Genomic DNA, 23,509 nt, shown 5'->3' with positions numbered 1-23,509 from the left:
GCGCCATATGCTGCTCGACTACGACCGCCTCGGCGCCCTGCGCTGGCTGCTCGGCGGCATCAGCCTGGCGGTGGCGCTGTTCCTGCTGCTGCCGATCCTGCTGATCGTGGCCCTGTCCTTCGGATCATCGCAATGGCTGCAGTTCCCGCCGCCCGGCTGGACGCTGCGCTGGTACCGGGACCTGTTCGCAGACCCAGCCTGGCTCGACGCCGTGCTGGCCAGCCTCAAGGTCGCATCGATCGTCACGGTGCTGTCGGTGCTGCTGGGGCTGCTGGCCGCCTTCGGGCTGGTGCGCGGCCGGTTCCGCGGCCGCGAGCTGCTGCGCGCCCTGTTCCTGACGCCGATGGTGCTGCCGGTGGTGGTGCTGGCGGTCGCACTCTACGCCCTGTTCCTGCGGCTGCATCTGAACGGCACGTTGATCGGCTTCGTCATCGCCCATCTGGTCATCGCCCTGCCCTTTGCGATCCTGTCGATCACCAACGCGCTGGAGCGTTTCGACAAGGCGATCGAGGACGCGGCGGTGCTGTGCGGCGCCAGCCCGTGGGAGGCGCGGCTGCGCGTCACCCTGCCGGGCATCCGCCTCGGCCTGTTCGCGGCGGCGATCTTCTCCTTCCTCGCCTCCTGGGACGAGGTGGTGCTGGCGATCTTCATGGCCAGTCCGGACCTGCAGACCCTGCCGGTGCGGGTCTGGGGCGCGTTGCGCCAGGACCTGTCGCCGGTGATCGCCGCCGCCTCGGCGCTGCTGGTCGCCTTCACCGCCGCGCTGATGCTGCTGGCGGCGCTGTTTCGCAGGAGCAGAGAGCCATGACCCCGCCGTTCCTCAGCATCCGTGGCATCCGCAAGGCCTATGGCGAGGCGGTGGCGGTCGAGGCGGTCTCGCTGGACATCGCCCGCGGCGAGTTCGTCACCTTCCTCGGCCCCTCCGGCTCGGGCAAGAGCACCACGCTCTACATCATCGCCGGCCTGCTGGAGCCGAGCGCCGGCGACGTCCTGCTCGACGGCCGCTCGCTGCTGGCGGTGCCGTCGCATCGCCGCAACATCGGCATGGTGTTCCAGCGCTACACGCTGTTCCCGCACCTGACGGTGGCGGAGAACGTGGCCTTCCCGCTGCGCGTCCGCCGCCGGCCGGAGGCGGAGGTGCAGGCCAAGGTCAAGGCGATGCTGGAGCTGGTGCGGCTGGAGCCGTATCGCGACCGGCTGCCGGCCAAGCTGTCCGGCGGCCAGCAGCAGCGCGTCGCCCTGGCACGGGCGCTGGCCTATGACCCGCCGCTGCTGCTGATGGACGAGCCGCTGTCGGCGCTGGACAAGACCCTGCGCGAGGAGCTCCAGGTCGAGATCCGCCGCATCCACCGCGAGACCGGGGTGACCATCCTCTACGTCACCCACGACCAGGAGGAGGCGCTGCGCCTGTCCGACCGGATCGCCCTGTTCAACCATGGCCGGATCGAGCAGGTCGGCAGCGGCCGTGACCTCTACGATGCCTCGCGCACGCGCTTCGCCGCCGGCTTCATCGGCAACTCCAACTTCCTGCCGGGCCGGATCGCGGCCAGCGGCGACGGCTTGGCTTCGATCATCTGCCCGGACGGCTCGCGGATCGAGGGCGTTCCGCTGCAGGGGCTGGAGGGTGGCGGAGGAGAGGCGATGCTGATGGTGCGGCCGGAGCGGATGCGGCTGGAACGGGCGGCCAACGCTTCAGGCCGGGCCGGGCTGCCGGGCGTGGTGGTCGACCGGACCTTCCTCGGCGACACCATGCACTACACGGTGCGGACGCAGTGGCATCAGGAGCTGGCGGTGCGCAGCCCATTGTCCCGCCCGGACGACGCGGAGTTCGGCTTCGGCGATGCCGTGCATGTGGCCTGGGATGCCGAGCAGACGAGACTGTTTCCCTCCGCCTGAGCCGCCTCCGGCCGCGGGACTCCCATCGCGTCGGCGACACGCGCCGTATTCCACGACGGGACTCAATCCTCGACCCGGGTGATGCGGACTCCCTGTGTGCGCATTGGGTCGAGATCGCCTGTCGCGCTGCCTGGGGCGACGCGCAGCGTCAGCGACACCGGCCCCTCGCCGCGCGCCGCCAGCGCCGCCGCGGCACGGTCAGGACCGAGCAGGCTGACGGACTGGCCGTTGCCCAGGTCGATCGGCACGCCGCGCGCGGCCGGGATGCCGAGCAGCGCGGCATAGCGCCAGGCGCTGACCTCGGTGTTCTCCACCGCCACCTCGATCCCGGCGACACCGAGCACACCATTGGCGTGGCGGCGGACATTGCCCTCCTGCACCCGCAGGTGCCGCGGCGTGACGTCGCCGCACAGGAAGGGCAGGTCCGAGGTCGCCGCCCGCGCCGTGCGCCATTCCAGCCGCTCGCCGTCCGGCCGCACCCGGCCACCGTCGGTCGGCCCCTCGAGTTCGAGGCCGCGCGCCTTGGCCGCCGCCACATCGGCCGCGATGTCGCCGGGCAGCAGGGCAAAGTCGACCAGCCCGTCGCCGGCCTCGCTGAGCACCCGCCACCAGCGGAACTCCGGGTTCGGACGGCGGAAGGCGATCAGCTCGATATAGGCGCCGTCGGCGAAGACGATCAGCGCGTTGTGGCTGGCGCCGTGGGTGTGCTCGCCGCCCGGCAGCACGGTGAAGCCGAGCGCCCGGTAATCGGCGACCGCCCCCGTCAGGTCGCGGACGGCGATCACCACATGGTCGAGCGACAGGCTCATGGTCGTCTCCTGTTTCGAAATGTCAGCCGGCGCGATTGAAGGAAGGGATCAGTCCTACCCCCATTGTCATGCCCGGGCTTGATCCGGGCATCCAGAGAATGTCGAGGCCGCTCGGGGTGGCCCCTGGATTGCCGGGTCAAGCCCGGCAATGACAATAGGGGTAGCATCTGGATCTTCGTCCGGTCGCCTGGTCGCGGTCAGGCCTTCGCCTGCGGCTCGCCCAGCGACAGCATCAGGCGGTTGGCCCAGTTGAAGAAGGCGGCGCCCTGGATCACGTCGGCGACCGCCGCATCGTCCAGCCCGGCAGCGCGCAGCCGCCGGACATGCTCCGGCCCGAAGCTGCCGGGAGTCTCGGTCAGCGCCACCGAGGCGGCGACGATGGCGTTCCAGCGCTCGCCGAGATCGGCGCCGACGCCCTCGTCCAGCAGGCGCTGCACGTCGTCGCCGCGCTTGGAATGCACGGTGGCGAAGCGGGAATGGACCGAGGCGCAGTAGATGCAGCCGTTGAGGCGTGAGGTCGTGGTAGCCGCGAGCTCGCGCTCCGCCCGCGGCAGGCCGCCCTCGGGGTTGTAGAAGATGTCCTTGTCGGTCCTGGTCCGCGCCTGCAGCACGTCCGGGTCGCGCACCAGCAGCCGGAAATAGTCGGATTTGGCGCGGGCCGCGTCGACCAGCCCGGCGAGGTGCCACTCGGTCAGCTGGTCGATGGGATACGGCTCCAGCCAGGGCAGCCAGTTGAGCTCATCCTGGGTGAAGACGGTCGGCTCGCGGTTGTCGGGATGGGTCAGCACGGTCTCGGTCATGGCGGGCCTCAGGCGGCAGCCAGGGCGCGCAGCCCGGCGACGACGCGGATCTGGAAGGACAGGAAGGCGACCAGCTGCGACAGGGTGACGATGTCGGTGGTCGACCAGCCGGCATCGAGCAGCGCCTGCAGCGCCGCGGCGCTGGCATCGCGCGGCCGGAACACCAGGAGGTGCGTGTGTTCCAGCGCTGCCGCGAGGCGCGGGCCGAGCACCGGGCGGTTTTCGCCCGAGACGTGGTAGACCGGGCCGCGCTTGTCCTCGGCGCTCAGCGGCCCTTCCGGGTAGCGGCCATAGGGACCTTCCGCCCCTGCCCGTTCCGCCTCGACCGCTATGGCGGCGGCCAGGCCGGAATCGCGCCCGGCCAGGGCCTCGGCATAGAAGCCGGCGGTTTCAGGCTCACGGTGCAGCGCCGCGACGAAGGCGGCGACGGCGTAGCGCTCCAGCGCCGAGACGGTCCCCGGCTCCTCGGGCTCGAACAGCGCCGCCCAGCTCTTCTGCGCATTCTCCCGGGCGGCGGGGCGCTGGGCCCGGATCCGATCGAGGGCGGAGCCGCGCTCGACCCCGGCCAGCAGGTCGATGACGTCGGCCGTCGGTTCACTCATCGTCTGGTCCTTCTCACGAATGATCTTGCGCCGTCAGCGGGCCGCGGCAGCGAGGCGGATATCCCGGCGGGCCCAGCCGAAGGCGGGCGCGACCTCCTGCGCCACCAGCTCGATCGAGCGCAGGATGAAGGGGTGCGGCGGGTCGACCGAATGCACCTGGACCACCAGGTCGGTGGCGCGGCGCAGCGTGGCGTCGGTGCGCAGCGAGGCGATCACCTCGTCCGGCGTGCCGAGATGGACGTCGAAGGCGGCAATCAGCTGGTCCAGCGTGTCGCCCGGGGCGCCACGGCCGGCGGCGGCGAAGCGGTCGGCCTGGCGGCGCAGGCCGGGCTCGGCGAAGCGCCGCGCCGTCTCGCGGTCGGCGGCGACGAAGACGCTGCGCGAGGCCAGGATGCGCGGTACCTTCTCTACCGGCAGTGCTGCCAGATAGGCGTCGACGATCGGGTCCTGGATTTCGGCCAGGGTGGCGTCGGGCGTGTCGGCCGGGCGCGGCTGGGTGCGCGACAGCATCAGCCCGTCACCGGCCGCGCCGGCCCGGGCGCCGCCGGCGACCGAGAAGGTGGCCTGCCAGATCCGGTCCAGCAGCTGCGGCGCCGCCGGATACAGCCTTGTGTCGCCGCCGTCGAGCGGCTTCCCGCCCCAGGCGTCGAGCAGCACCTGCAGGTGCCGGGCGAAGATCGCCGACCGCTCGGCGCTGTCGAGGCCGAAGGCGGCGAAGGCCGAAGGCGTGCCGCCGGTGCCGAGCCCGAGCTCGAGCCGGCCGTCGGACAGCAGGTCGAGCACCGCCGCATCCTCCGCCACCCGCACCGGGTGCTCCAGCGGCAGGGTGATGATGCCGGTGCCGAGGCGGATGCGCGAGGTGCGGGCCGCGACCTGGGCCAGGAACACCAGCGGCGCCGGCAACCCGCCCTCGGGCTCATGGAAATGATGCTGGGCGACCCAGGCGCTGTCGAAGCCGTGCCGCTCCGCCGTCGTGATCTGCTCCGTCGCCAGGCGGTATCGCTCCTGCGCGCTTGCCTCGTCGAGAAGCCGGGTGAAGAAGCCGAGCCGCTGGATGGTCACGGGAGAACGCCTTTCATGCGGAGACGGCGAGCCGGCGCCCGGGGATGGCGTCGATCAGCTCGCGCGTGTAGTCGCTGCGCGGGTTGCGGAACACCGCCTCGACCGGCCCGGCATCGAGCTGCCGGCCATTGTGCAGCACCGAGACGGTGTCGGCGATCTGCCGGACCACGGCGAGATCGTGCGACACGAACAGGTAGGTCAGGCCGAGGTCGCGCTGCAGCGTGTCGAGCAGGCCCAGGATCTGGGCCTGGACGGTGACGTCGAGCGCCGACACCGCCTCGTCCAGCACCAGCACCTGCGGGTCCAGCACCAACGCGCGGGCGATGGCGACGCGCTGGCGCTGGCCGCCCGACAGGGCCCGCGGCCGCCGGCCCAGCACCGCCTGCGGCAGGCCGACCCGGTCGAGCATGTCGCGCACCTTGCGGGCGCGGTCGGGCTTCGGCAGGCGCTCGAAGTTCAGCAGCGGCTCCTCGATGATCTCGAAGATGCTCTGCCGCGGGTCGAGCGAGCCGAACGGGTTCTGGTAGACCAGTTGGATGGTGCGGCGGAACTGGCGCAGCGCCTCGCCCTTCAGCGCCGCCGGGTCGGCGCCGCCGATCCGGATGCGGCCGGCGGTTGGAGTCTGGAACCCGACCACGGCACGGACGGTGGTGGTCTTGCCCGAGCCGGATTCGCCGACCAGGGCATGGGTGGTGCCGCGCCGCACGGCGAAGGACAGGCCGTCGACCGCGCGGAAGCTGCCGCCGCGTCCCGGCAGGTCGAAATCCTGCACCAGCCCGTCGACCACGATCGCGTCATCGCCCTCCCCCACCGGCCGCGGGGCACGGCGCTCGGCCTTGGCCAAAGACGGCGCGTCGGCCAGCAACTGGCGGGTATAGGCGCTGCGCGGCGCAGCCAGGACCTCGGCGGCCGGCCCCTGCTCCTGGATCCGGCCGCCCTGCAGCACGATCAGCCGGTCGGCCCGGTCGGCGGCGATGCCGAGGTCGTGGGTCACCAGCAGCACGGCGGTGCCGAACTCCCGCCGCAGCTCGTCGATCAGGTCGAGGATCCGACGCTGCACCGTGACGTCGAGCGCGCTGGTCGGCTCGTCGGCGATGATCAGCGCCGGCTGCAGCGCGATGGCGATGGCGATCAGCACGCGCTGCTTCATGCCGCCCGACAGCTCGTGCGGGTACTGCTGCGCCCGCAGCTCCGGCCGCGACAGGCCGACCCGGGCCAGCAGCTCGACCACCCGCGCCCGGTTCGCCGCCCGGTCGCCGCGGCGGTGGATGGCCAGGATCTCCTCGACCTGGGCGCCGATGGTCTTGACCGGGTTCAGCGAGCTGCCGGGGTCCTGCGGGATCAGGCTGATGCGGGCGCCGCGGATGACATCGAGCCGCTTCTGCGACCAGCCGGAGATGTCGGTGCCGGCGAGGCGGATGGCGCCGCCATCGACCCGGCCGTTCTCGGCCAGCAGGCCGATCACCGCCTGGGCCGTGGTGGTCTTGCCGGAGCCGGATTCGCCGACCAGCGCCACCACCTCGCCCGGCTGGATGCGGAAGGAGACGCCGTCGACCACGCGCTGCGCGCCGTTCCGGTCGCCCGTATAGGAGACGCTGAGGCTCTCGACCTCCAGCACCGGCACGGTCATATCGTCCTCCGCCCGATCGACCGGCCGATGCGGTTGGCGGCCAGCACCACCAGCACCACGACCAGGCCGGGCACGGTGGTCAGCCACCACGACGTCGCGATGTAGTTGCGGCCCTCGGCGATCAGCAGCCCCCATTCCGGCGTCGGCGGCGGCGCGCCGTAGCCGAGGAAGCCGAGGGTCGAGATCTGCAGGATCGCGGTGCCGAACTGCACTGCGGCCAGGGCGATCACCGAGGTCACGGAGTTCGGCAGGATGTGCCGCCACAGCACGGCGCCGAAGCGGCCGCCGCTGCCGAAGGCCGCTTCGACATAGTCCGAGCGGCGCACCAGGATCACCTCGGAGCGGGACAGCCGGGCGAAACGGCCGATCGAGGTGACGCCGACGGCGATCGCGGCATTCACCGTGCCGAAGCCGAGCAGGATGATGATGGCCAGCGACAGCAGCAGCGACGGCACCGACAGCAGCACGTCGACGATGCGCATCAGCAGGGTGTCGGTCCGCCGGCCGGTCGATCCGGCGATCAGGCCGATGGCGGTGCCGACCAGCAGGCCGACGGCGACCGCGACGAAGGCGCCGGACAGCGAGTTCACCGCGCCATGGACGATGCGGGCGAACAGGTCGCGGCCGAGCGCGTCGGTGCCGAGGATGTGCTCGGCGCCGGGCGCCCGCAGCTTCTCGCGCGGCACCCCGGCGACCGGGTTGTAGCCGGTGAACAGGCCGGGGGCGACGGCCCAGGCGGTGACGATGGCGATCACCGCCCAGGACAAGAGCAGGCTGGGCTGCACCCGGGCGAAGGCCGGGCGGCGGGGCGGCCGGGCCGGCACGGCCCGATCGGTGGTCTGCAGCGAGGTCATGCGGCGGCTCCCCGGAGTCTCAGGCGCGGGTCCAGCACCGGGGCCAGCAGGTCGACGACGAGGTTGACCAGCACGAAGCCGGCGGCGGAGAGCACGACGACGGCCTGGATCACCGCCGTGTCCTGGTTGCGCACCGCCCGCTCGGTCAGCGTGCCCAGGCCGTTCAGCCCGAACACGGTCTCGGTGATGACGGCGCCGGCCAGGATCTCGCCGAACAGCACGCCGGCGATGGTCAGGGTCGGCAGCAGCGCGTTGCGGGCCACGTGCCGCCACAGCACCCCGGCGCGCGAGGCGCCCTTGGCCCGGGCGACGGCGACGAAGGGATGGGTCGAGATCTCGTCGATGCTGCGCACCAGGATCTGCGCCAGCGGCGCCGAGATCGGCACCGCCAGGGTCAGCACCGGCAGGACCAGCCCTTCCCAGGGGCCGGGGTTGATCACCGGGATCAGCTTCAGCCGGAAGGAGAAGACCTGGATCAGCATGATGCCGAGCCAGAAGGTCGGCACCGAGACGAACAGCGACGGCAGCGACTGCACCGCGGAGCGCAGCCAGGCGAAGGCGGCGAGGCCGGACAGGGCGGCGATCGCCACCGCCAGCAGCAGCGCCAGCGTGAAGCCGAAGCCGGCCAGCCAGAGGGTCGGCGGCAGGTTGGCCAGCAGCGCCTGCCCGACCGGCACGCCGGCCTGGACCGAGGTGCCGAAATCGCCGGTCAGGGTGTTGCCCAGCGTGTGCAGATATTGCGACCAGAGTGGGCTGTCGGCGCCGTAGGACTGGCGGATCTCCGCGATCTGATCCGGGCTCAGCCCCAGCTCCGGGTTCTGGAACTTGATCAGGATGGCGTCGCCCGGCAGGGCCTGCAGCAGGATGAAGGCGGCGGTGAAGGTGGCCCACAGCACCACCACCGCCTGCCCGATCCGGCCGAGGAGATAGCGGGTCATGGGCGATGCCTCGCAGTCCCAACCGAGTGGGACAAGAGAGAGAGCGCTACGACGGCATCAGTTCGCATCTCTGGAAGCCTTCAGTGCTCGGCCAGCCAGGTGTTGTAGAAGGACGGCCGGCCGACCGCCTCGAAGGCGATGCCCTGGACATAGGGCGCGCCGGCATAGGCCTGCGGCTCCTCGAAGATCGGGATCGCATAGGCCTGGTCGAGGATATAGGCCTGGACCTCGGCGACGATCTGCAGCCGCTTGGCGGCGTCCGGCTCGGACGACAGGCCCACCAGAAGGCCGTTGAGCTTGTCGTCGACGAAGCTTTTCACCTTGCTGCTGGCGCCGCCCTTCTGGCGCAGCACGTCGCGGTTCGACGGGTAGAACTGGCTCTTGATCACGTCCGGGTCGGCGCGGCCGACCATGGCCGGCGACACCGGCGTCTTCTCCGGGTCGAGGTTGTCGACCGTGGCGCTGCCGGAATCCCCAGCCAGCACGTTCAGCTTGACCCCCACCCGGGCCCATTGCTGGGCGACCAGCTGCAGCGTCTCCTTGTTCTGCGGCTGCGGCAGGGATTCATAAGCGGTCAGCTCCAGCGCCTTGCCGTCCTTGTGGCGCAGCCCGTCGGAACCCAGGGCCCAGCCGGCCTCGTCGAGCAGCCGCTTCGCCGCCGCCTCGTCATGGGCCAGCCTGGCCGACAGGTCGACATAGCCCAGCGCGGTCGAGGCGATGACCGAGGTCGCCTTCGGGTAGTTGTCGGAGAACAGCGTGCCGACGATCTCGTCGGCGTCGGTCGCGTGCAGCAGCGCCTGCCGCACCCGGATATCGGCCACCAGCGGGTTGTCCGGCCGGAACACGACGCTGTTGTTCACGCCGCGGGTCGGCGCGGCGTAGACGGTGTAACCCTGGTCCTTCACCTGCGGCTCGTCATAGGCCTGGACCTGGCGGATGAAATCGGCCTGGCCGGCCAGCAGCGCGCCGATGCGGACGCTGTCCTCCGGCGTCACGATGTAGTGGATGCCGTCGAGATAGGCGCGGCCCTGATGCGCCAGCGGCGCCGGACCCCAGGCATAGTCGGCGCGTGCCTTCAGCACCAGCTCCTTGCCCAGCGTCTCGCTCTCGACCGTGAAGGGGCCGGAGCCGATGATCTTGGTGGCGTCGCCCAGCTCGTCGAACGGCCGCGCCAGGGTGGCGAGCGAGACCAGGCCGGAGCCGATCACCGAGGTGCCTTGCAGGAAGCCGGGCGACGGCTTCTTGAAGAAGAAGCGCACCGACTGGGCGTCGACCACCTCGCTGCGGTCGTAGTTGTTGATGACCTCGGACACCGGCAGCTTCAGCGCCGGATTGCCGCGGCCATAGGTGTCGTAGTTCTTCGCCACCGCCGCGGCGTCGAGCGGCGTGCCGTCGGAGAAGGTGACGCCCTTGCGAAGCTTGAAGGTGTATTCGGTGGCGTCGGCGTTGACGGTCCAGGATTCGGCGATCCAGGGCTTGATCTCGAGGGTCTTGGGATCCTGCCAGGTCAGCTTGTCGGTGATCTGGTTCAGGATCCCGCCATTCGGATAGAAGCCGCCGGCCGGCGGATACAGGTTGGTGTGGGACTGCTGCTCCAGATAGATCAGCGTGCCGCCGGTGATCGGCGTCTCGTCAGCGGCCAGGGAAGGGCTTGCGGCCAGTGCCACGACCGCCAGGGCCAGCACGCGACCCAGATGAGTGTTGATCGACACGATTACCCCTTCCACGAATGCACGATCGACTTGATTATCAGTTTCGTGACGTACTTTAAGCGCGCGGAAACCCCGAACAGCTGGGCGTTCCGCCACCTCACTCGTCCGGCATAATTAACCGTACACGGTGTCTTTTTCGTAAAAAATTACAAATTTTTAACGGTTAACCGAATCTGTCGACAACCCCGACAGACCTTAAAATCGGAAGATTCATGTTGTCTGAATCATATTTACCAAACAATAATGAGTTGAAATACAATTATACAAAATAATTTGCGCATACCCCCGAGACGCTGACGCCCCGCCCTGACGCCGCCGGGAGGGCCCTTGCCGTAAGGACCAGAAGATGACCACGCTCAACGAATATCTCGGCCAGAAGCGCGAGGCGATCGCTGCCCGCAAGGCCCATGTCGCCGCCGGCGAGTCCGGCCCGAAGACGCTGACGGCCCGGGTGCGGGCCGAGGGGCGCAGCGGCATCCGCCGCATCCGCATCCGCGACTTCCAGGTGATCAGCGACAGCGAGGCGGATTTCGCCGGCTATGACCTGGGCCCGAGCTCGCCCGAGCTGCAGCTGGGCGTGCTCGGCAGTTGCCTGACCCACACCTTCCTGATCCAGGCAGCGGCGCTGGGCGTGCCGCTCGACTCGCTGGAGCTGGAGGTGACCGGCACGATCGATCCGCGCGCCGGTTCCCCCGGCTTCGAGGCGGTGCCGATCTACCCGCACGGCATCCGCTATGCCGCATCGATCGCCTCCCCTGCCGCGCCGGCCGAGATCGAGGCGCTGCGGGAGGCGGTGGAGCGCAACTGCCCGATCCTGAACCTGCTGCGCCAGCCGCAGCCGATCGCCGGCGAGATCCGGCTGACCGAGATCCAGGCCACCGGCCTGGCGGCGGAATGACGCCGTCGCGACGAGGAGGACATCCCATGGCATTTCTCGACCTGTCCCGCCGCGACCTGCTGCGCGCCGGCGGCCTCGCGGCGGCCGCCGCGCCGCTGGCCGCACTCGGCACCAAGGTGTGGGCGCAGGGCGCCCCGACCCAGCCGGTGCCGATCAAGCTGGCCTGGAACGCCACCGCGATCTGCCTGTCGCCGATCCCGGTGGCGGTGACCCAGGGCATCTTCCAGAAGCACAACCTGGACGTCGAGCTGATCAACTTCGCCGGCTCGACCGACCAGCTGCTGGAGGCGATCGCCACCGGCAAGGCCGATGCCGGCATCGGCATGGTGCATCGCTGGCTGAAGGCGCTGGAGCAGGGCTTCGACGTCAAGCTGACCGCCAGCTCGCATGGCGGCTGCTCCCGCCTCGTCGGCTCCCAGGCCGCCGGGGTGACGACGCTGGAGAGCCTGCGCGGCAAGACCGTCGGGGTCAGCGACCTGGCCAGCCCGGGCAAGAACTTCTTCGCCATCTACCTGACCAAGCACGGCATCGATCCGGAGCGCGAGATCACCTGGCGCCAGTACCCCGCGAACCTGCTGGGGCTGGCGGTGCAGAAGGGCGAGATCCAGGCGATCGCCGACGGCGACCCGAACCTCTATTTGCTGCAGAAGACCCAGCCCGACCTGGTCGAGATCGCCACCAACCTGTCCGGCGAATACCGCGAGAAGGTGTGCTGCGTGCTGGGCATCCGCGGTGGCCTGATCGAGGACGACAGGCCGACTGCGGCGGCACTCAGCCGCGCCATCCTGGAGGCGTCGGACTGGGTGGTGCAGCACCCGGAGGCGACGGCCGAGATCTGCACCTCGATGTCGACCGCCAGCGCGGCCGACCTGGCCGCGGTGCTGCACACCCTGACCCATGGCCATCACCCGGCCGGGCTGGAGCTGAGACGCGAGATCCAGGCCTATGCCGAGGACCTCAAGCTGGTGAACGTGCTGCGCTCCAGCACCGACCCCGCGCTGTTCGCCGAGGCGGTGACCGTGGACGTGCTGTCGTGACCGACGCCACCGAAGCCAAGGTGATCGCCCCCGATGTCCTTGCTTGACCACAGCCTGGCCGGCGCGCCGCCGGCCGCCCAGGCGCGAACGGCCCAGCCGGACCGCCTCTGGATCACCGGACTGGTCGCCGCAGCGGCCTGGCTGGCGCTGGCGGCGCTGACCTGGCAATGGCCGAACCGCAAGGTCGGCTTCGCCGACTGGGCCTACACGACGGAATTCGCGATCGGCGTCGCCCTGCTCGCCGTCCTCCTGGCCACCGTAGCGGTGCTGGGCCGGCGGCTGGGGCCCGTCTTCGCCTGGCTCCGGCCCGCCGGCCCCTGGCTGGTGGCGCTGCCGGTGCTGTTCGCGGTGTGGGAGGCGGTGACGGCGAAGCTGGCCCTCCTCCCCGTCCCGTTCTTCGCCCCGCCGCAGGCGCTGATCGAGGTCTATGCCGATGACTGGCCGCGGCTCGGGGACAGCCTGGTCAACTCGCTCTGGCTGCTCGCCAACGGCTATGTCCTCGGCGCCGTCTCCGGCTTCCTGACCGGCGTCGCGGTCGGCTGGTCACGCGCGTTGGGCTACTGGGTGCATCCGGTGCTGCGGCTCTTGGGCCCGATCCCGTCGACCGCGCTGCTGCCGCTGGCCTTCTTCTTCTTCCCGTCCAGCTGGGCGGCGGCGGTGTTCCTGATCGCGCTGGCCACCTGGTTCCCGGTCACCGTGCTGACCTGGTCCGGCGTCGCCAGCGTCGACCGGGCCTATTACGACGTCGCCCGCACCCTCGGCGCCGGCGGGCGCTTCCTGGTGCTGCGCGTCGCCATCCCGGCGGCGCTGCCGCATGTCTTCGTCGGCCTGTTCATGGGCCTCGGCGCCTCCTTCTCGGTGCTGGTCGCGGCCGAGATGATGGGCGTGAAGTCGGGCCTGGGCTGGTACCTGCAATGGGCCCAGGGCTGGGCCTCCTACTCCAACATGTATGCGGCGCTGATCGTGATGGCGCTGGTGTTCTCCGGCCTGATCACGCTGCTGTTCCGGCTGCGCGACCGGCTGCTGGCCTGGCAGAAGGGAGTGGTGCGATGGTAGCCGCGGCGATCCGCGAGGCCGAGGCCGGGACGGAGGGCGCCCGGATCGAGATCCGCGACGTCAGCCATCAGTTCGAGCTGGAGGGCGCCGCCCTGCCGGTGTTGGACCGGATCAGCCTGACCATCGAGCCGGGCGAGTTCGTCGCCCTGCTCGGCCCATCCGGCTGCGGCAAGTCCACCCTGCTGCGGCTGGTGGCGGGGCTGGAGCCGCCGACCGCCGGCGCGATCCTCGCCGATGGCACCGAGATCCGCTCGACCTCGCCCTCGCGCGTCGTGGTGTTCCAGGACCCGACGCTGTTTCCCTGGCGCACGGTCTGGGACAATGTCGCGCTGGGACCGCAGGCCCAGGGCCTGCTGCGCAGCCGGCGCGGCCGGGTCGACGAGGCGCTGCGGCTGGTCGGCCTCTCCGGCTTCGGCGGCGCCTGGCCGCGCCAGCTGTCCGGCGGCATGGCCCAGCGCGTGGCCCTGGCCCGCGCCTTGGTCAACGACCCCAACCTGCTGATCCTGGACGAGCCGCTGGGCAAGCTCGACTCCCTCACCCGCCTGACCATGCAGGGCGAGCTGCTCGATCTCTGGCAGCGCCGGGGGTTCAGCGCGCTTCTCGTCACACACGACGTGGAGGAGGCGCTGATCCTGGCCAGCCGGGTGATCGTGCTGAGCGACCGCCCGGCCCGGATCCTGGCCGAGATCGTCAACGACCGTCCCTATCCCCGCCACCGCGGCGACCCGCATCTGGCGGCGCTGCGGCACGAAGCGCTGCGGCTGCTCGGCCTCGACGCCAGCTGGTAAGGCGGCGCGGACCGCGGCGATCTGTGCCGCGCGCCTCAGGCCTCCGACGCGTGCTGCGGGGCGGGGCGGCGCTCCGGCGCTGCCGCACGCCAGCCGAGCTGCGGCAGGATATGACGCACCGCGTCGCCCAGGATCTGCTCGTATTCGAAGGGCCGGAACTCGTAGGGCAGCTCCAGCCGCAACTCCGACACCTCGGCCAGCACCGGATCCCGGGCCAGGGCCTCGAGGATCTGGTCCGACGTCCCGACGAGATCCGGCGCGAACAGGGTCCGCCGCTCGCCCTGCGGCGCCAGCGTGCGCTGGCGGCGGCTGGCGGCATATTCGGCATAGCGAGCCCGGGTCCAGTCATCGGCGCTGTCGAAGGGCACGATCACCCGGCCCAGGGCCACGCGGGCCGGGCGCGCCCCGCGCCAGGCCGCGCGATAGACGTCGAGCTGGCGCCGCTGGGCGGTGAAGAAGTCGTCGGTGTCCTCGCCCGAGGTGACGTTGCCGATCAGCAGGTTGAGGCCGGCGCGCCCGGCCCAGCCGGCGGAGCGCAGCGACCCGCCGCCATACCACAGCCGGTCGACCAGCCCTTCGGCGACGGGCTGCAGCCGGGGCCGGTGGCGGCCGGCGGCGTTGACCACGACCCGGTCCGGTTCGCCGAGATAGGCGCCGCGGAGGTTGTCGGCCAGGCGCTCGACCCGGCCGTAGGACAGGTCGTAGCCGGTCCAGTCGCCGTCGAAGACGCGCGGCCCCAGCAGGTCGGCATGCGGCGGGACGCCGGCGCTGAGCCCGACATTCAGCCGCCCGCCCGACAGCACGTCGACGGTGGCGAGGTCCTCGGCCAGCCGGTACGGGCTCTCATAGCCGATCTGGATCACGGCGGTGCCGAGCTGGATGCGGCGGGTGCGCTGGCTGGCCGCGGCCAGGAACACCGCGGCCGATGACACCCCAGGCTCGAGATGCCGCTGGCGAATCCAGGCGCTGTCGAAGCCCAGCCGCTCGCCATGGGCGAAGAGGCGCAGCGCCTTCTCCAGCCCGTCCTGCGGGTCGGCCTCCGGGAAGCTGCCGGGGGTCAGGAACCCGGCATGGTCGATCGATGCCATAATGCGGTCCTCGTCAGAACTTCGGCAGGCCGGGCGGATTCGTGCGCGACCGGTCGATCGCCTCGGCGGAGAGGTTCCAGCGCGCCAGCGATCCGGCGTATTTGCCGTCCGCGATCAGCGCGTTGATCGCGGCGGTGAAGGCATCGGCCAGGCCGCTGCCGCGACGGGTGGTGATGCCGGTCTCGGCATCCAGCGGCCAGCCGGAGCTGACCGTCCCGACCGGCTTGAGGCTGCCGTCACGGGCCTGGTAGGCCAGGGCGGCATTGACGCTGAACAGCGCGTCGGCCCGCCCGGCCTGGATCGCCAGCCCCCAGGCGGCCTGGTCGTCATAGTATTGCAGCTCGGCCGGGGCCAGGCCCCGGGCCACGTTCTGCCGGTCCCATTCCAGCAGGATCCGCTCCTGGTTGGTGCCGGATGAGGTGATGATCCGCAGGCCGGCGATGTCCTTCGGCTCCTTGAGCGAGCCGATCGGGCTGTTGGATTTCACATAGAAGCCGTGCAGGCCCTTGCGGTAGCTGGAGAAGTCGAAACGCTGCTTGCGCTCCTCGGTCACGCCGACATTGGAGATCACGGCGTCGTATTTGCCCGAGGCCAGGCCCAGCGGCCAGTCCGCCCAGGCCACGGCCACCAGCTTGAGCTTGAGGCCCAGCAGGTCGGCGACGAGCTGGGCCAGGTCCGGGTCGGCGCCGATGACGGTCCGCGCATCGGTCGCATAGGTGGCGATCGGCGGCTGGCCCGGCGCCACCGCCACGGTCAGGACGCCGTCCTCGGCGAATCGGAAGCCCTTCGGCAGCGTGGCCGCGATCGCCTCGTCCTTCTGCGCCCGCAGGCGGCCCGGCTGCTCCGGGCTCAGGTCGAGGCTCTGGGCAAGGGCCGGCGCGACGCCGGCGGCCAAGGCCATGACCAGGGCGGCGACCGCCCGTCTGGAGACCAATCCGAACATTCTGTCCCTCCTGGGGCCGCGGTCGATGACCGATCATGCCGGTCAATGTACGGACTCAGTTGACAGTAGGAAACTACATATGCGCAATAGGTATGTTGAAACTGCAATTTATGCATGTTTTAACTGTTATATCTGATCGGCGGGCCGCCTTGCGGTCCGGCGGCACCAGGCAGCGACAGCCGATTGCGAGACCGCATGACCAGCCAAGACATCGACCTGCAGGACCGCCCGCTCCTCCTGCCCCGCCTGGCGGAGGCCGCGCCCGAGGCTGTGCGGCGCCGGGACCAGCCCGAGGCGCGCGACTATTCCCGCCACCGGGTGGTCGGCGCCCGCCACCCCGGCCGCACCGCCGGCAGCCTGGCCGCAGTGGTCGTCATGATCGCGGTGCTGCACTCGATCCTGACCAATGAGCGCTGGGAGTGGGGCGTCTTCGCCGAATGGTTCTTCGCCGAGCCGGTGATGGACGGGCTGGGCCGCACCATCCTGCTGACAGCCGTCGGTTCCGCCCTCGGCTTCCTGCTGGGCACCGGCTTGGCCTTGGCGCGGGTGTCGAAGTCGCCGCTGCTGTCCGGCCTGGCCTGGGGCTACATCTGGCTGCTGCGCTCGATCCCGCTGATCGTGCTGCTGCTGATCCTGTTCAACCTGGGCTACCTGTACGAGACGGTCCGGCTGGGCATCCCCTTCACCGACATCGTCTTCGGCGAGTATCCGACGGTCTCGCTGCTCGGCCCCTATGCCGCGGCGCTTCTGGGCCTGAGCCTGAACCAGGCCGCCTTCTCGGCCGAGATCATCCGCGGCGGCATCCTGTCGGTCGACCAGGGCCAGCTGGAGGCCGCGGCGGCGCTGGGCCTGCCGCGCCGGCGCCAGGCCTTCCGCATCGTCCTGCCGCAGGCGATGCGGGCGATCCTGCCGACCGCCTTCAACGAGCTGATCAGCCTGGCCAAGGGCACGTCCATGGTCTACGTGCTGGCGCTGCCGGAGCTGTTCTACACGGTGCAGGTGATCTACCGCCGCAACCTGGCGGTGATCCCGCTGCTGATGGTCGCGACCGTCTGGTACCTGATCATCATGATCGCGCTGTCGGTCATCCAGTTCTACATCGAGCGGCACTTCGCCCGCGGCGCGCTGCGCACCCTGCCGCCGACGCCGATCCAGCGGCTGAAGGCCTGGCGCGCCGGCCGCCAGACCGAGCCGGTCGCGGCCGAGCCTGTCGCGGCCCTGCCGGTCATCGCGGCGCCGGTGCCCCAAGCCGTCTGGCAGCCGCTGTCCAGCGCCCGCGGCGAGGTGCGGATCCAGGGCGTGTCGAAGAGCTTCGGGTCGCTGAAGGTGCTGGACGAGGTCAGCCTGACCATCCCGTCCGGCGACGTCACCGTGATCCTCGGCCCCTCCGGCTCCGGCAAGTCGACGCTGCTGCGCAGCATCAACCATCTGGAAAAGGTCGATGCCGGCTTCATCACCGTCGACGGCGCGCTGCTGGGCTACCGCGAGCGCGGCGACACCCTGTACGAGCTGAAGGAAGCCGAGATCCTGAAGCGCCGGGCCGAGGTCGGCATGGTGTTCCAGACCTTCAACCTGTTCCCGCATCTGACGGTGCTGGAGAATGTGATCGAGGCGCCGGTCGCACTGCGCCGGCGGTCGAAGGCGGAGGCGACGGCGGAGGCCCTGTCTCTCCTCGCCCGGGTGGGGCTGAGCGACAAGGCCCATTCCTATCCGCGCCAGCTGTCCGGCGGCCAGCAGCAGCGCGTCGCCATCGCCCGTGCTTTGGCGCTGAAACCCAAGGTGCTGCTGTTCGACGAGCCGACCTCCGCCCTCGACCCCGAGCTGGTCGGCGAAGTGCTGGACGTGATCCGCGCTCTGGCCCGGTCCGGCACTACGCTGGTGATCGTCACCCATGAGATCGGCTTCGCCCGCGAGGTCGCCGACAGCGTCGTGTTCATGGATGGCGGCCGGATCCTGGAGCAGGGCCCGCCATCCCAGGTCTTCACCGCGCCGAGGCACCCCCGGACCGCCGAGTTCCTGGCCAAGGTCCTCTAGCCCCTTCCCGGCCTCGCCGCCGGGTTCCCCACGCCGCCGCTGTCCATCAGTCCAGAAATCAGGAGTCCCACCATGTCCATCCGCCGGAACGCGGCCGCTGCGGCCATCGGCATCGCCGCCGCTCTCCTCACCGCCCTCGGTGCCCAGGCGCAGACCAAGGCCTTCGATCTCAGCCCGGAGCAGGCCGGCCGGATCCACACCCAGAAGGTCGATGCGGCGGTCGCCGCCGTCTCGCCCGATTTCAAATTCGTCAAGGACGGGGTGTTCACCGTCGGCGTCAGCGTCGGCGATCCGCCGCTGAACACCTACGCCTCGGATGCCAAGACCGTGGTCGGCACCGATGCCGACCTGGCCTCGCTGGTGGCGGAAGCGCTGGGGCGGAAGGTCGAGTTCGTGCCGGTGGCCTGGGCCGACTGGCCGCTGGGCCTGGTCTCGGGCCGGTTCGACGCCGTGATCAGCAACGTGACGGTGACCGAGGAGCGCAAGCAGCGCTTCGACTTCTCCTCCTACCGCCAGGACGTGCTCGGCGCCTATGTGCCCCTGAACAGCCCGATCCAGTCGATCAAGGAGCCGAAGGACATCGCCGGGCTGAAGATCATCGTCGGCGCCGGCACCAACCAGGAGAAGATCGTGGTCGAGTGGGACCGCCAGAACGTGGCGGCGGGGCTGAAGCCAGCGGAGTTCCTGTACTTCGACGACAACGGCGCGTCGCAGCTGGCGCTGACCTCCGGCCGCGCCGATGTCGAGATCAACCCGAACTCCCGCCTGGCCTATGCCGCGGCGGTCGGCGGCAAGACCCGGCCGGTCGGCGTGATCAACGGCGGCTGGCCGCTGACGGCGGAGATCGCGATCACCACCCGCAAGGGTGCCGGCCTGGCCGACGCCCTGACCCTGGCGATCAATTCGCTGATCGCCAACGGCACGTACCGCGCGGCGCTGGAGCGCTGGAACCTGACCGCCGAGGCGATCGAGCAGTCGCGCACCAACCCGCCCGGCCTGCCGAAGGTCTGAGCCAGAACCTGCGGCCGCGACCGTCGCGGCCGCCCTTCCCCGCCCCGAACAGGCAACACCGCGATGACCGACAGATTCCTCTACACCACGCCGCTGGACCCGCTGGCGCAGCCGCTGATCCAGGCCCTGACCTGGGAATACGACACGCGCTATGGCGACTATTGGGGTCGGGGCGACGGGGTCAAGGAGATGAACCGCTATCCGGCGGAGGTGTTCGCGCCGCCGGACGGCGCCTTCCTGCTGCTGCTGCGCGACGGCGCCGCCATCGCCGGCGGTGCCTTCAAGCGCTATGACGAGCACACCGCCGAGATGAAGCGGGTCTGGACCCATGCCGACCTGCGCCGCCAGGGCCTGGCGCGCCGGGTGCTGGTGGAGCTGGAGGCGCAGGCGGCGCGGCAGGGCTACAGCCGGATCTACCTGACCACCGGCTTCCGCCAGCCGGAGGCCGCGAACCTCTATCTCCGCTCCGGCTACACCGCCCTGTTCGACACCGCGGTCGACCCGGAGATCCACGGCAAGCTGCCTTTCGAGAAGGACATCAGCGTGTTGGCGCCGGCGGTGCGCCGGACGGCGTGACCCACGCCCCGTCGTCATTGCGAGGAGGCGAAGCCGACGAAGCAATCCAGGAGCCACGGCCACGGCGAGCGGCCCTGGATTGCTTCCCCCGGCTCAGGGCCGGGGTCGCAAGGACGATGAGGAGCAGACGCCTATCCCGCCGCCAGATACCGCTCCGCCAGGGCCACCCAGTAGCGGGCGGCGACGGGCAGGATCCCGTCGTTGAAGTTGTAGTGCGGGCTGTGCAAAGCGGCGCTGTCGCCGTTGCCGAGAAAGAGATAGCTGCCCGGCCGCTCCTCCAGCATGTAGGCGAAGTCTTCGCTGGCGGTGATCGGCGAGAACCCGGCCTCGATCCGGTCGGCGCCGAACTGCTCCGCCGCCACCTGGCGGGCGAAGTCGGTCTCCGCCGCGTGGTTCACCAGCACCGGATAGCCGCGCAGATATTCGATCTCGGCCACGGCGCCATAGCTCTCGGCCTGGGCCTTGGCTAGGCCGGTGATGCGCGCTTCGATCCGATCCCGCACCTCCGGCCTGAAGCTGCGGACGGTCAGCTGCAGCTCGACCGCATCCGGGATCACATTCGCCGCCGTGCCGCCATGAATGGCGCCGACCGTCACCACCGCGGCGTCGAGCGGGCTGACATTGCGCGACACCACGCTCTGCAGCGCCATCACCAGCGAGGCCGAGGCCACCACCGGATCGACGGTCTGCTGCGGCACGGCGCCGTGGCCGCCGCGGCCGACCACGCGGATCGTCACCCGGTCGGCCGCGGCCATGGCCGGACCGGCGATGAAGCCGAATCGTCCCAGCGGCACGCCAGGCCAGTTGTGCAGCCCGTAGACGGCGTCGCAGGGGAAGCGCTCGAACAGCCCGTCCCGGATCATCCGGCGGGCGCCGGCGCCGCCCTCCTCCGCCGGCTGGAAGATCAGGTGCAGCGTGCCCGAAAAGCCGCGCCGCTCGGCCAGAACCCGGGCCGCCGTCAGCAGGCTGGCGGTGTGCCCGTCATGGCCGCAGGCATGCATCACCCCAGCCGTGCCGCTGGCATAGGGCAGGTTCGTGGCCTCGGCGATCGGCAGCGCGTCCATGTCGGCGCGGATGCCGACCCGGCGCGGCCCATCGCCCAGCGCCAGCGTGCCGACCACGCCAGTGCCGCCCAGGCCGCGATGGACCTCGTAGCCCCAGGACGAGAGCGCTTCCGCCACCAGGTCGCCGGTGCGCCGCTCGCGATAGGCCAGCTCGGGATGGTGGTGCAGGTCGCGGCGCAGCGCCACCATCGCCTCGCGATGGGCCTCGACGCCCACGGCGATGCCGTCATCCGCCATCAGCGGGCGGCCCGGACGGGCTCGCGCGCGGGCTCCCCCGCGTGGCGGCTTTCGCGATAGGGCAGGCCGAGATGGTCGCGCAGCGTGGTGCCGTGCAGCACCGGGTCGAAATGGCCACGCTCCTGCAGCACGGGCAGGATGTGGCGGATGAAATCATCGAGCCCCTGGCCCAGCACCGGGAAGCCGAGAATGAAGCCGTCGGATGCCCCCTCCTCCACCCAGCGGACCAGCTCGTCGGCCACCGTCTCCGGCGTGCCGATCAAGGTCCGCCGGGTCGCCGTCTCCAGCGCCACCTCGCGCAGGGTCAGGTTGCGCTCCCTCGCTGTGCGCTTGATCCCGTCGGTGGTGGCGCGGAAGCTGTTCTTGCCGATGTCACCGAGGTCCGGGAACGGCCCGTCCAGCGGGTATTGGCTGAAATCGTGATGGTCGAAGAAGCGGCCGAGATACAGCAGCGCCTCGTCGATCGACAGCAGATCGCGGATGGCGCGGTACTTCTCCTCCGCCTCCGCCGCGGTGGCGCCGACAATCGGCCCGATGCCGGGGAAGATCTTCACGTCGTCGGGCCGGCGGCCATGGGCTACCGCGCTGTCCTTGACCTGCTTGTAGAAGACCTTGGCGTCCTCGATCGGCCCGCCATTGGTGAACACGGCGTCGGCATGGTGCCCGGCCAGCCGGATGCCGTCATCCGAGGCGCCGGCCTGGAACAGCACCGGCTGGCCCTGGGCCGAGCGGCCGATGTTCAGCGGCCCTTCGACCGAGAAGAACCGTCCCTTGTGATCCAGCCGGCGCATCTTGCCGAAATCCACGAAGCGGCCAGTGGCGCGGTCGCGGATGAAGGCGTCGTCGTCCCAGCTGTCCCACAGGCCCTTCACGACTTCGAGATATTCCTGGGCGATCTCGTAGCGCAGCCCGTGCTCCGGATGCTCGCGGCTGTAGTTGCGGCCGGAGCCCTCGAGCGGCGAGGTCACCGCGTTCCAGCCGGCCCGTCCGCCGCTGATGGCGTCGATGGTGGCGAACTGCCGGGCGACGGTGAACGGGTCGCTGTAGGAGGTCGACAGCGTGCCGACCAGCCCGATCTTCGAGGTCACCGCGGCCAGCGCCGACAGGATCGAGATCGGCTCGAACCGGTTCAGGAAATGCGGGATCGACTTCTCGTTGATGTAGAGGCCGTCGGCGATGAAGGCGAAGGCGATGCCGGCGGCCTCGGCCTTGCGGGCATTGTCCAGATAGAAGCCGAAATTGACGCTGGCATCGGGCGGCACGCTGGGGTGCTTCCAGGCATTCATGTGGCCGCCGGGGCCCTGCAGCATGACGCCGAAGGTGATCTGACGCTTGCTCATCGGATGATGTCCTTGAACGCGGAAAGGGTCAGGCCGCGGCGGCGGTGAAATGCGCCCGGGCCAGCAATTCGACCGAAGCGAGTCGCTCCTCGCCGTCGGCGATCGGAGTGTCGATCACGAATTCGCGCACACCGTGCTGCCGGTGCAGCCGCTCCAGCTCGGTCCGCACGCGCTCCGCCGTGCCGTGGATCACGCTCGGCGCCTTCTCCTCGATCCGGTATTCGCGGGCGCCGGCCTGGCGGACGAACTCCTCGGCCTGGGCGACGCTGCCGACGGTGACGCTCTGGCCRGTGTCGACATGCACCTTGAACATGCGCAGGCCCGCGGCCAGCCGCTCGGCCCGCGCCTCGGTCTCGGCCGCGATCACGGCGACGGCCAGCAGCGGCGCCCTGCCGCCGCCGACGGCGCGATAGGCGGCGAAGACGCGCTCCAGCAGCGCCGGGTCGCCGTTCAGGTGGCCGGCATGGACGAAGGCCCAGCCCTCGGCCGCCGCCAGCTGCGCGCTCTCGACGCTGGCGCCGAGCAGGAAGCGCTCGGCCTTGACCGCCGGCCTGGGCGTGGCGACGACGCCGGCCAGCGGGTCGGCATCGGCAATGGTGTCGTCGAGAAAGGCGTCCAGCTGGGCCAGCTGCTCGGCGAAGGGCGGCTTGCGCGCCGGGTCGCTCGCGGCCTGCAGCGCCCGGGTCGACAGCGGCAGCCCGCCCGGCGCCTTGCCGATGCCGAGATCGACCCGCCCCGGCGCCAGGGCCGCGAGCAGGTTGAAGTTCTCGGCCACCTTGTACGGGCTGTAGTGCTGCAGCATGACGCCGCCCGACCCGACGCGGATGCGCGTGGTGTGGGCGAGGAGATAGGCGATCAGCACCTCGGGCGACGGGCTGGCCAGCCGCGGCGTGTCGTGGTGCTCGGCCACCCAGAAGCGGTGGAAGCCCCAATGCTCCGCCCGCCGGGCCAGGGCGACGGTGCGCGCCAGCGCCTCGGTCGCGCCCTCGCCGTCGGCGACCGGACTCTTGTCGAGCAGGCTCAACAGATAACTCATGCCGATCATCCCCGGGATGACGTGCGGGCAGCGCCATGACAGGCCATCATGGGCCGAAGATTCGTGTTGTTATCTGATTAAATACACATTCTACTGTC

General features: G+C 70.5%; 22 protein-coding genes. 9 read left to right on the top strand and 13 right to left on the bottom strand.

Annotated elements, in window-relative coordinates; genetic code table 11:
* Window positions 1-7: 7 nt before the first annotated feature.
* Window positions 8-808 carry an ABC transporter permease gene (locus tag AB4Z01_RS05785; protein WP_441691485.1) on the top strand — a complete coding sequence of 267 codons (801 nt, stop codon included), beginning with the start codon at window positions 8-10 and terminating at the stop codon, window positions 806-808.
* Window positions 805-1,896: an ABC transporter ATP-binding protein gene (locus tag AB4Z01_RS05780; RefSeq protein ID WP_441691483.1), complete on the top strand. Its 1,092-nt coding sequence runs from the start codon at window positions 805-807 to the stop codon at window positions 1,894-1,896. The genes AB4Z01_RS05785 and AB4Z01_RS05780 overlap by 4 nt, the downstream gene beginning before the upstream one ends.
* A gap of 62 nt (window positions 1,897-1,958) precedes the next feature.
* Here the strand turns inward: AB4Z01_RS05780 and AB4Z01_RS05775 are convergent, their stop codons facing one another.
* The 8 genes from AB4Z01_RS05775 to AB4Z01_RS05740 form a co-directional block, all read right to left on the bottom strand.
* The gene (locus tag AB4Z01_RS05775; RefSeq protein ID WP_441691481.1) at window positions 1,959-2,705 is read right to left on the bottom strand and encodes a VOC family protein; all 747 of its coding nucleotides are present in this window, start codon (window positions 2,703-2,705) and stop codon (window positions 1,959-1,961) included.
* A gap of 197 nt (window positions 2,706-2,902) precedes the next feature.
* Window positions 2,903-3,505, bottom strand: coding sequence for an alkylhydroperoxidase domain protein (locus tag AB4Z01_RS05770; RefSeq protein WP_441691479.1), 603 nt, complete (start codon window positions 3,503-3,505; stop codon window positions 2,903-2,905).
* A gap of 8 nt (window positions 3,506-3,513) precedes the next feature.
* The gene (locus AB4Z01_RS05765) at window positions 3,514-4,107 is read right to left on the bottom strand and encodes a CMD domain protein (RefSeq protein ID WP_441691477.1); all 594 of its coding nucleotides are present in this window, start codon (window positions 4,105-4,107) and stop codon (window positions 3,514-3,516) included.
* 33 nt (window positions 4,108-4,140) lie between these two features.
* The gene (locus AB4Z01_RS05760; RefSeq protein ID WP_441691475.1) at window positions 4,141-5,169 is read right to left on the bottom strand and encodes a putative FMN-dependent luciferase-like monooxygenase; all 1,029 of its coding nucleotides are present in this window, start codon (window positions 5,167-5,169) and stop codon (window positions 4,141-4,143) included.
* 13 nt (window positions 5,170-5,182) lie between these two features.
* Complete coding sequence (locus AB4Z01_RS05755) at window positions 5,183-6,799, bottom strand: dipeptide ABC transporter ATP-binding protein (RefSeq protein ID WP_441691473.1); 1,617 nt, start codon at window positions 6,797-6,799, stop codon at window positions 5,183-5,185.
* Window positions 6,796-7,653 carry an ABC transporter permease gene (locus tag AB4Z01_RS05750; protein WP_441691472.1) on the bottom strand — a complete coding sequence of 286 codons (858 nt, stop codon included), beginning with the start codon at window positions 7,651-7,653 and terminating at the stop codon, window positions 6,796-6,798. Before AB4Z01_RS05750 ends, AB4Z01_RS05755 begins: the two co-directional genes overlap by 4 nt.
* On the bottom strand, window positions 7,650-8,591 hold the full coding sequence (locus tag AB4Z01_RS05745) for an ABC transporter permease (RefSeq protein WP_441691469.1): 942 nt from the start codon (window positions 8,589-8,591) through the stop codon (window positions 7,650-7,652). Before AB4Z01_RS05745 ends, AB4Z01_RS05750 begins: the two co-directional genes overlap by 4 nt.
* A gap of 80 nt (window positions 8,592-8,671) precedes the next feature.
* Entirely contained in the window at window positions 8,672-10,303 is a 1,632-nt protein-coding gene (locus tag AB4Z01_RS05740) for a TIGR04028 family ABC transporter substrate-binding protein (RefSeq protein WP_441691467.1), read from the bottom strand.
* A gap of 346 nt (window positions 10,304-10,649) precedes the next feature.
* Here AB4Z01_RS05740 and AB4Z01_RS05735 point away from each other — a divergent pair, with 346 nt between their 5' ends.
* The 4 genes from AB4Z01_RS05735 to AB4Z01_RS05720 are packed head-to-tail and all read left to right on the top strand — an operon-like array spanning window position 10,650 to window position 14,082.
* On the top strand, window positions 10,650-11,201 hold the full coding sequence (locus AB4Z01_RS05735; protein WP_441691465.1) for an OsmC family protein: 552 nt from the start codon (window positions 10,650-10,652) through the stop codon (window positions 11,199-11,201).
* Between the two features lie 26 nt (window positions 11,202-11,227).
* Complete coding sequence (locus AB4Z01_RS05730; RefSeq protein ID WP_441691462.1) at window positions 11,228-12,238, top strand: ABC transporter substrate-binding protein; 1,011 nt, start codon at window positions 11,228-11,230, stop codon at window positions 12,236-12,238.
* Window positions 12,239-12,271: 33 nt separating this feature from the next.
* Window positions 12,272-13,294, top strand: coding sequence for an ABC transporter permease (locus tag AB4Z01_RS05725; protein WP_441691459.1), 1,023 nt, complete (start codon window positions 12,272-12,274; stop codon window positions 13,292-13,294).
* Window positions 13,288-14,082, top strand: a complete 795-nt coding sequence (locus tag AB4Z01_RS05720) for an ABC transporter ATP-binding protein (protein WP_441691457.1) — start codon at window positions 13,288-13,290, stop codon at window positions 14,080-14,082. Before AB4Z01_RS05725 ends, AB4Z01_RS05720 begins: the two co-directional genes overlap by 7 nt.
* A gap of 35 nt (window positions 14,083-14,117) precedes the next feature.
* Here the strand turns inward: AB4Z01_RS05720 and AB4Z01_RS05715 are convergent, their stop codons facing one another.
* Together AB4Z01_RS05715 and AB4Z01_RS05710 are read right to left on the bottom strand one after the other, a co-directional pair.
* Window positions 14,118-15,170 carry an LLM class flavin-dependent oxidoreductase gene (locus tag AB4Z01_RS05715; RefSeq protein WP_441691455.1) on the bottom strand — a complete coding sequence of 351 codons (1,053 nt, stop codon included), beginning with the start codon at window positions 15,168-15,170 and terminating at the stop codon, window positions 14,118-14,120.
* A 13-nt stretch (window positions 15,171-15,183) separates the two neighbouring features.
* Entirely contained in the window at window positions 15,184-16,113 is a 930-nt protein-coding gene (locus AB4Z01_RS05710) for an ABC transporter substrate-binding protein (protein WP_441691452.1), read from the bottom strand.
* A 195-nt stretch (window positions 16,114-16,308) separates the two neighbouring features.
* Between AB4Z01_RS05710 and AB4Z01_RS05705 the strand changes: the two genes are divergently transcribed.
* From AB4Z01_RS05705 to AB4Z01_RS05695, 3 genes are all read left to right on the top strand, one after another.
* Complete coding sequence (locus tag AB4Z01_RS05705; RefSeq protein WP_441691450.1) at window positions 16,309-18,147, top strand: amino acid ABC transporter permease/ATP-binding protein; 1,839 nt, start codon at window positions 16,309-16,311, stop codon at window positions 18,145-18,147.
* A 72-nt stretch (window positions 18,148-18,219) separates the two neighbouring features.
* Window positions 18,220-19,158, top strand: a complete 939-nt coding sequence (locus tag AB4Z01_RS05700; RefSeq protein ID WP_441691448.1) for an ABC transporter substrate-binding protein — start codon at window positions 18,220-18,222, stop codon at window positions 19,156-19,158.
* A 63-nt stretch (window positions 19,159-19,221) separates the two neighbouring features.
* On the top strand, window positions 19,222-19,734 hold the full coding sequence (locus AB4Z01_RS05695; RefSeq protein WP_441691445.1) for a GNAT family N-acetyltransferase: 513 nt from the start codon (window positions 19,222-19,224) through the stop codon (window positions 19,732-19,734).
* A 131-nt stretch (window positions 19,735-19,865) separates the two neighbouring features.
* Here AB4Z01_RS05695 and AB4Z01_RS05690 read toward each other — a convergent pair whose 3' ends face one another.
* Genes AB4Z01_RS05690 through AB4Z01_RS05680 form a run of 3 tightly spaced genes read right to left on the bottom strand, consistent with a single transcriptional unit; the run spans window position 19,866 to window position 23,411 of the window.
* Window positions 19,866-21,035: a M20 aminoacylase family protein gene (locus AB4Z01_RS05690; RefSeq protein WP_441691443.1), complete on the bottom strand. Its 1,170-nt coding sequence runs from the start codon at window positions 21,033-21,035 to the stop codon at window positions 19,866-19,868.
* Window positions 21,035-22,375, bottom strand: coding sequence for an LLM class flavin-dependent oxidoreductase (locus AB4Z01_RS05685; RefSeq protein WP_441691441.1), 1,341 nt, complete (start codon window positions 22,373-22,375; stop codon window positions 21,035-21,037). Before AB4Z01_RS05685 ends, AB4Z01_RS05690 begins: the two co-directional genes overlap by 1 nt.
* A gap of 28 nt (window positions 22,376-22,403) precedes the next feature.
* Window positions 22,404-23,411 carry an LLM class flavin-dependent oxidoreductase gene (locus AB4Z01_RS05680; protein ID WP_441691438.1) on the bottom strand — a complete coding sequence of 336 codons (1,008 nt, stop codon included), beginning with the start codon at window positions 23,409-23,411 and terminating at the stop codon, window positions 22,404-22,406.
* Between the last annotated feature and the right edge of the window lie 98 nt (window positions 23,412-23,509).

This window comes from Inquilinus sp. YAF38 (assembly GCF_052113205.1).
Lineage (GTDB): Bacteria > Pseudomonadota > Alphaproteobacteria > DSM-16000 > Inquilinaceae > Inquilinus.
The sequence above is the reverse complement of the archived record's forward strand: the minus strand, read 5'-3'. Positions and strand labels throughout refer to the sequence as shown.

Coding starts and splice junctions, on each gene's coding strand:
- AB4Z01_RS05785 (WP_441691485.1), top strand. CDS start 8: ATGCTGCTCGACTACGACCGCCTCGGCGCCCTGCGCTGGCTGCTCGGC.
- AB4Z01_RS05780 (WP_441691483.1), top strand. CDS start 805: ATGACCCCGCCGTTCCTCAGCATCCGTGGCATCCGCAAGGCCTATGGC.
- AB4Z01_RS05775 (WP_441691481.1), bottom strand. CDS start 2,705: ATGAGCCTGTCGCTCGACCATGTGGTGATCGCCGTCCGCGACCTGACG.
- AB4Z01_RS05770 (WP_441691479.1), bottom strand. CDS start 3,505: ATGACCGAGACCGTGCTGACCCATCCCGACAACCGCGAGCCGACCGTC.
- AB4Z01_RS05765 (WP_441691477.1), bottom strand. CDS start 4,107: ATGAGTGAACCGACGGCCGACGTCATCGACCTGCTGGCCGGGGTCGAG.
- AB4Z01_RS05755 (WP_441691473.1), bottom strand. CDS start 6,799: ATGACCGTGCCGGTGCTGGAGGTCGAGAGCCTCAGCGTCTCCTATACG.
- AB4Z01_RS05750 (WP_441691472.1), bottom strand. CDS start 7,653: ATGACCTCGCTGCAGACCACCGATCGGGCCGTGCCGGCCCGGCCGCCC.
- AB4Z01_RS05745 (WP_441691469.1), bottom strand. CDS start 8,591: ATGACCCGCTATCTCCTCGGCCGGATCGGGCAGGCGGTGGTGGTGCTG.
- AB4Z01_RS05735 (WP_441691465.1), top strand. CDS start 10,650: ATGACCACGCTCAACGAATATCTCGGCCAGAAGCGCGAGGCGATCGCT.
- AB4Z01_RS05730 (WP_441691462.1), top strand. CDS start 11,228: ATGGCATTTCTCGACCTGTCCCGCCGCGACCTGCTGCGCGCCGGCGGC.
- AB4Z01_RS05725 (WP_441691459.1), top strand. CDS start 12,272: ATGTCCTTGCTTGACCACAGCCTGGCCGGCGCGCCGCCGGCCGCCCAG.
- AB4Z01_RS05720 (WP_441691457.1), top strand. CDS start 13,288: ATGGTAGCCGCGGCGATCCGCGAGGCCGAGGCCGGGACGGAGGGCGCC.
- AB4Z01_RS05715 (WP_441691455.1), bottom strand. CDS start 15,170: ATGGCATCGATCGACCATGCCGGGTTCCTGACCCCCGGCAGCTTCCCG.
- AB4Z01_RS05710 (WP_441691452.1), bottom strand. CDS start 16,113: ATGTTCGGATTGGTCTCCAGACGGGCGGTCGCCGCCCTGGTCATGGCC.
- AB4Z01_RS05705 (WP_441691450.1), top strand. CDS start 16,309: ATGACCAGCCAAGACATCGACCTGCAGGACCGCCCGCTCCTCCTGCCC.
- AB4Z01_RS05700 (WP_441691448.1), top strand. CDS start 18,220: ATGTCCATCCGCCGGAACGCGGCCGCTGCGGCCATCGGCATCGCCGCC.
- AB4Z01_RS05695 (WP_441691445.1), top strand. CDS start 19,222: ATGACCGACAGATTCCTCTACACCACGCCGCTGGACCCGCTGGCGCAG.
- AB4Z01_RS05690 (WP_441691443.1), bottom strand. CDS start 21,035: ATGGCGGATGACGGCATCGCCGTGGGCGTCGAGGCCCATCGCGAGGCG.
- AB4Z01_RS05685 (WP_441691441.1), bottom strand. CDS start 22,375: ATGAGCAAGCGTCAGATCACCTTCGGCGTCATGCTGCAGGGCCCCGGC.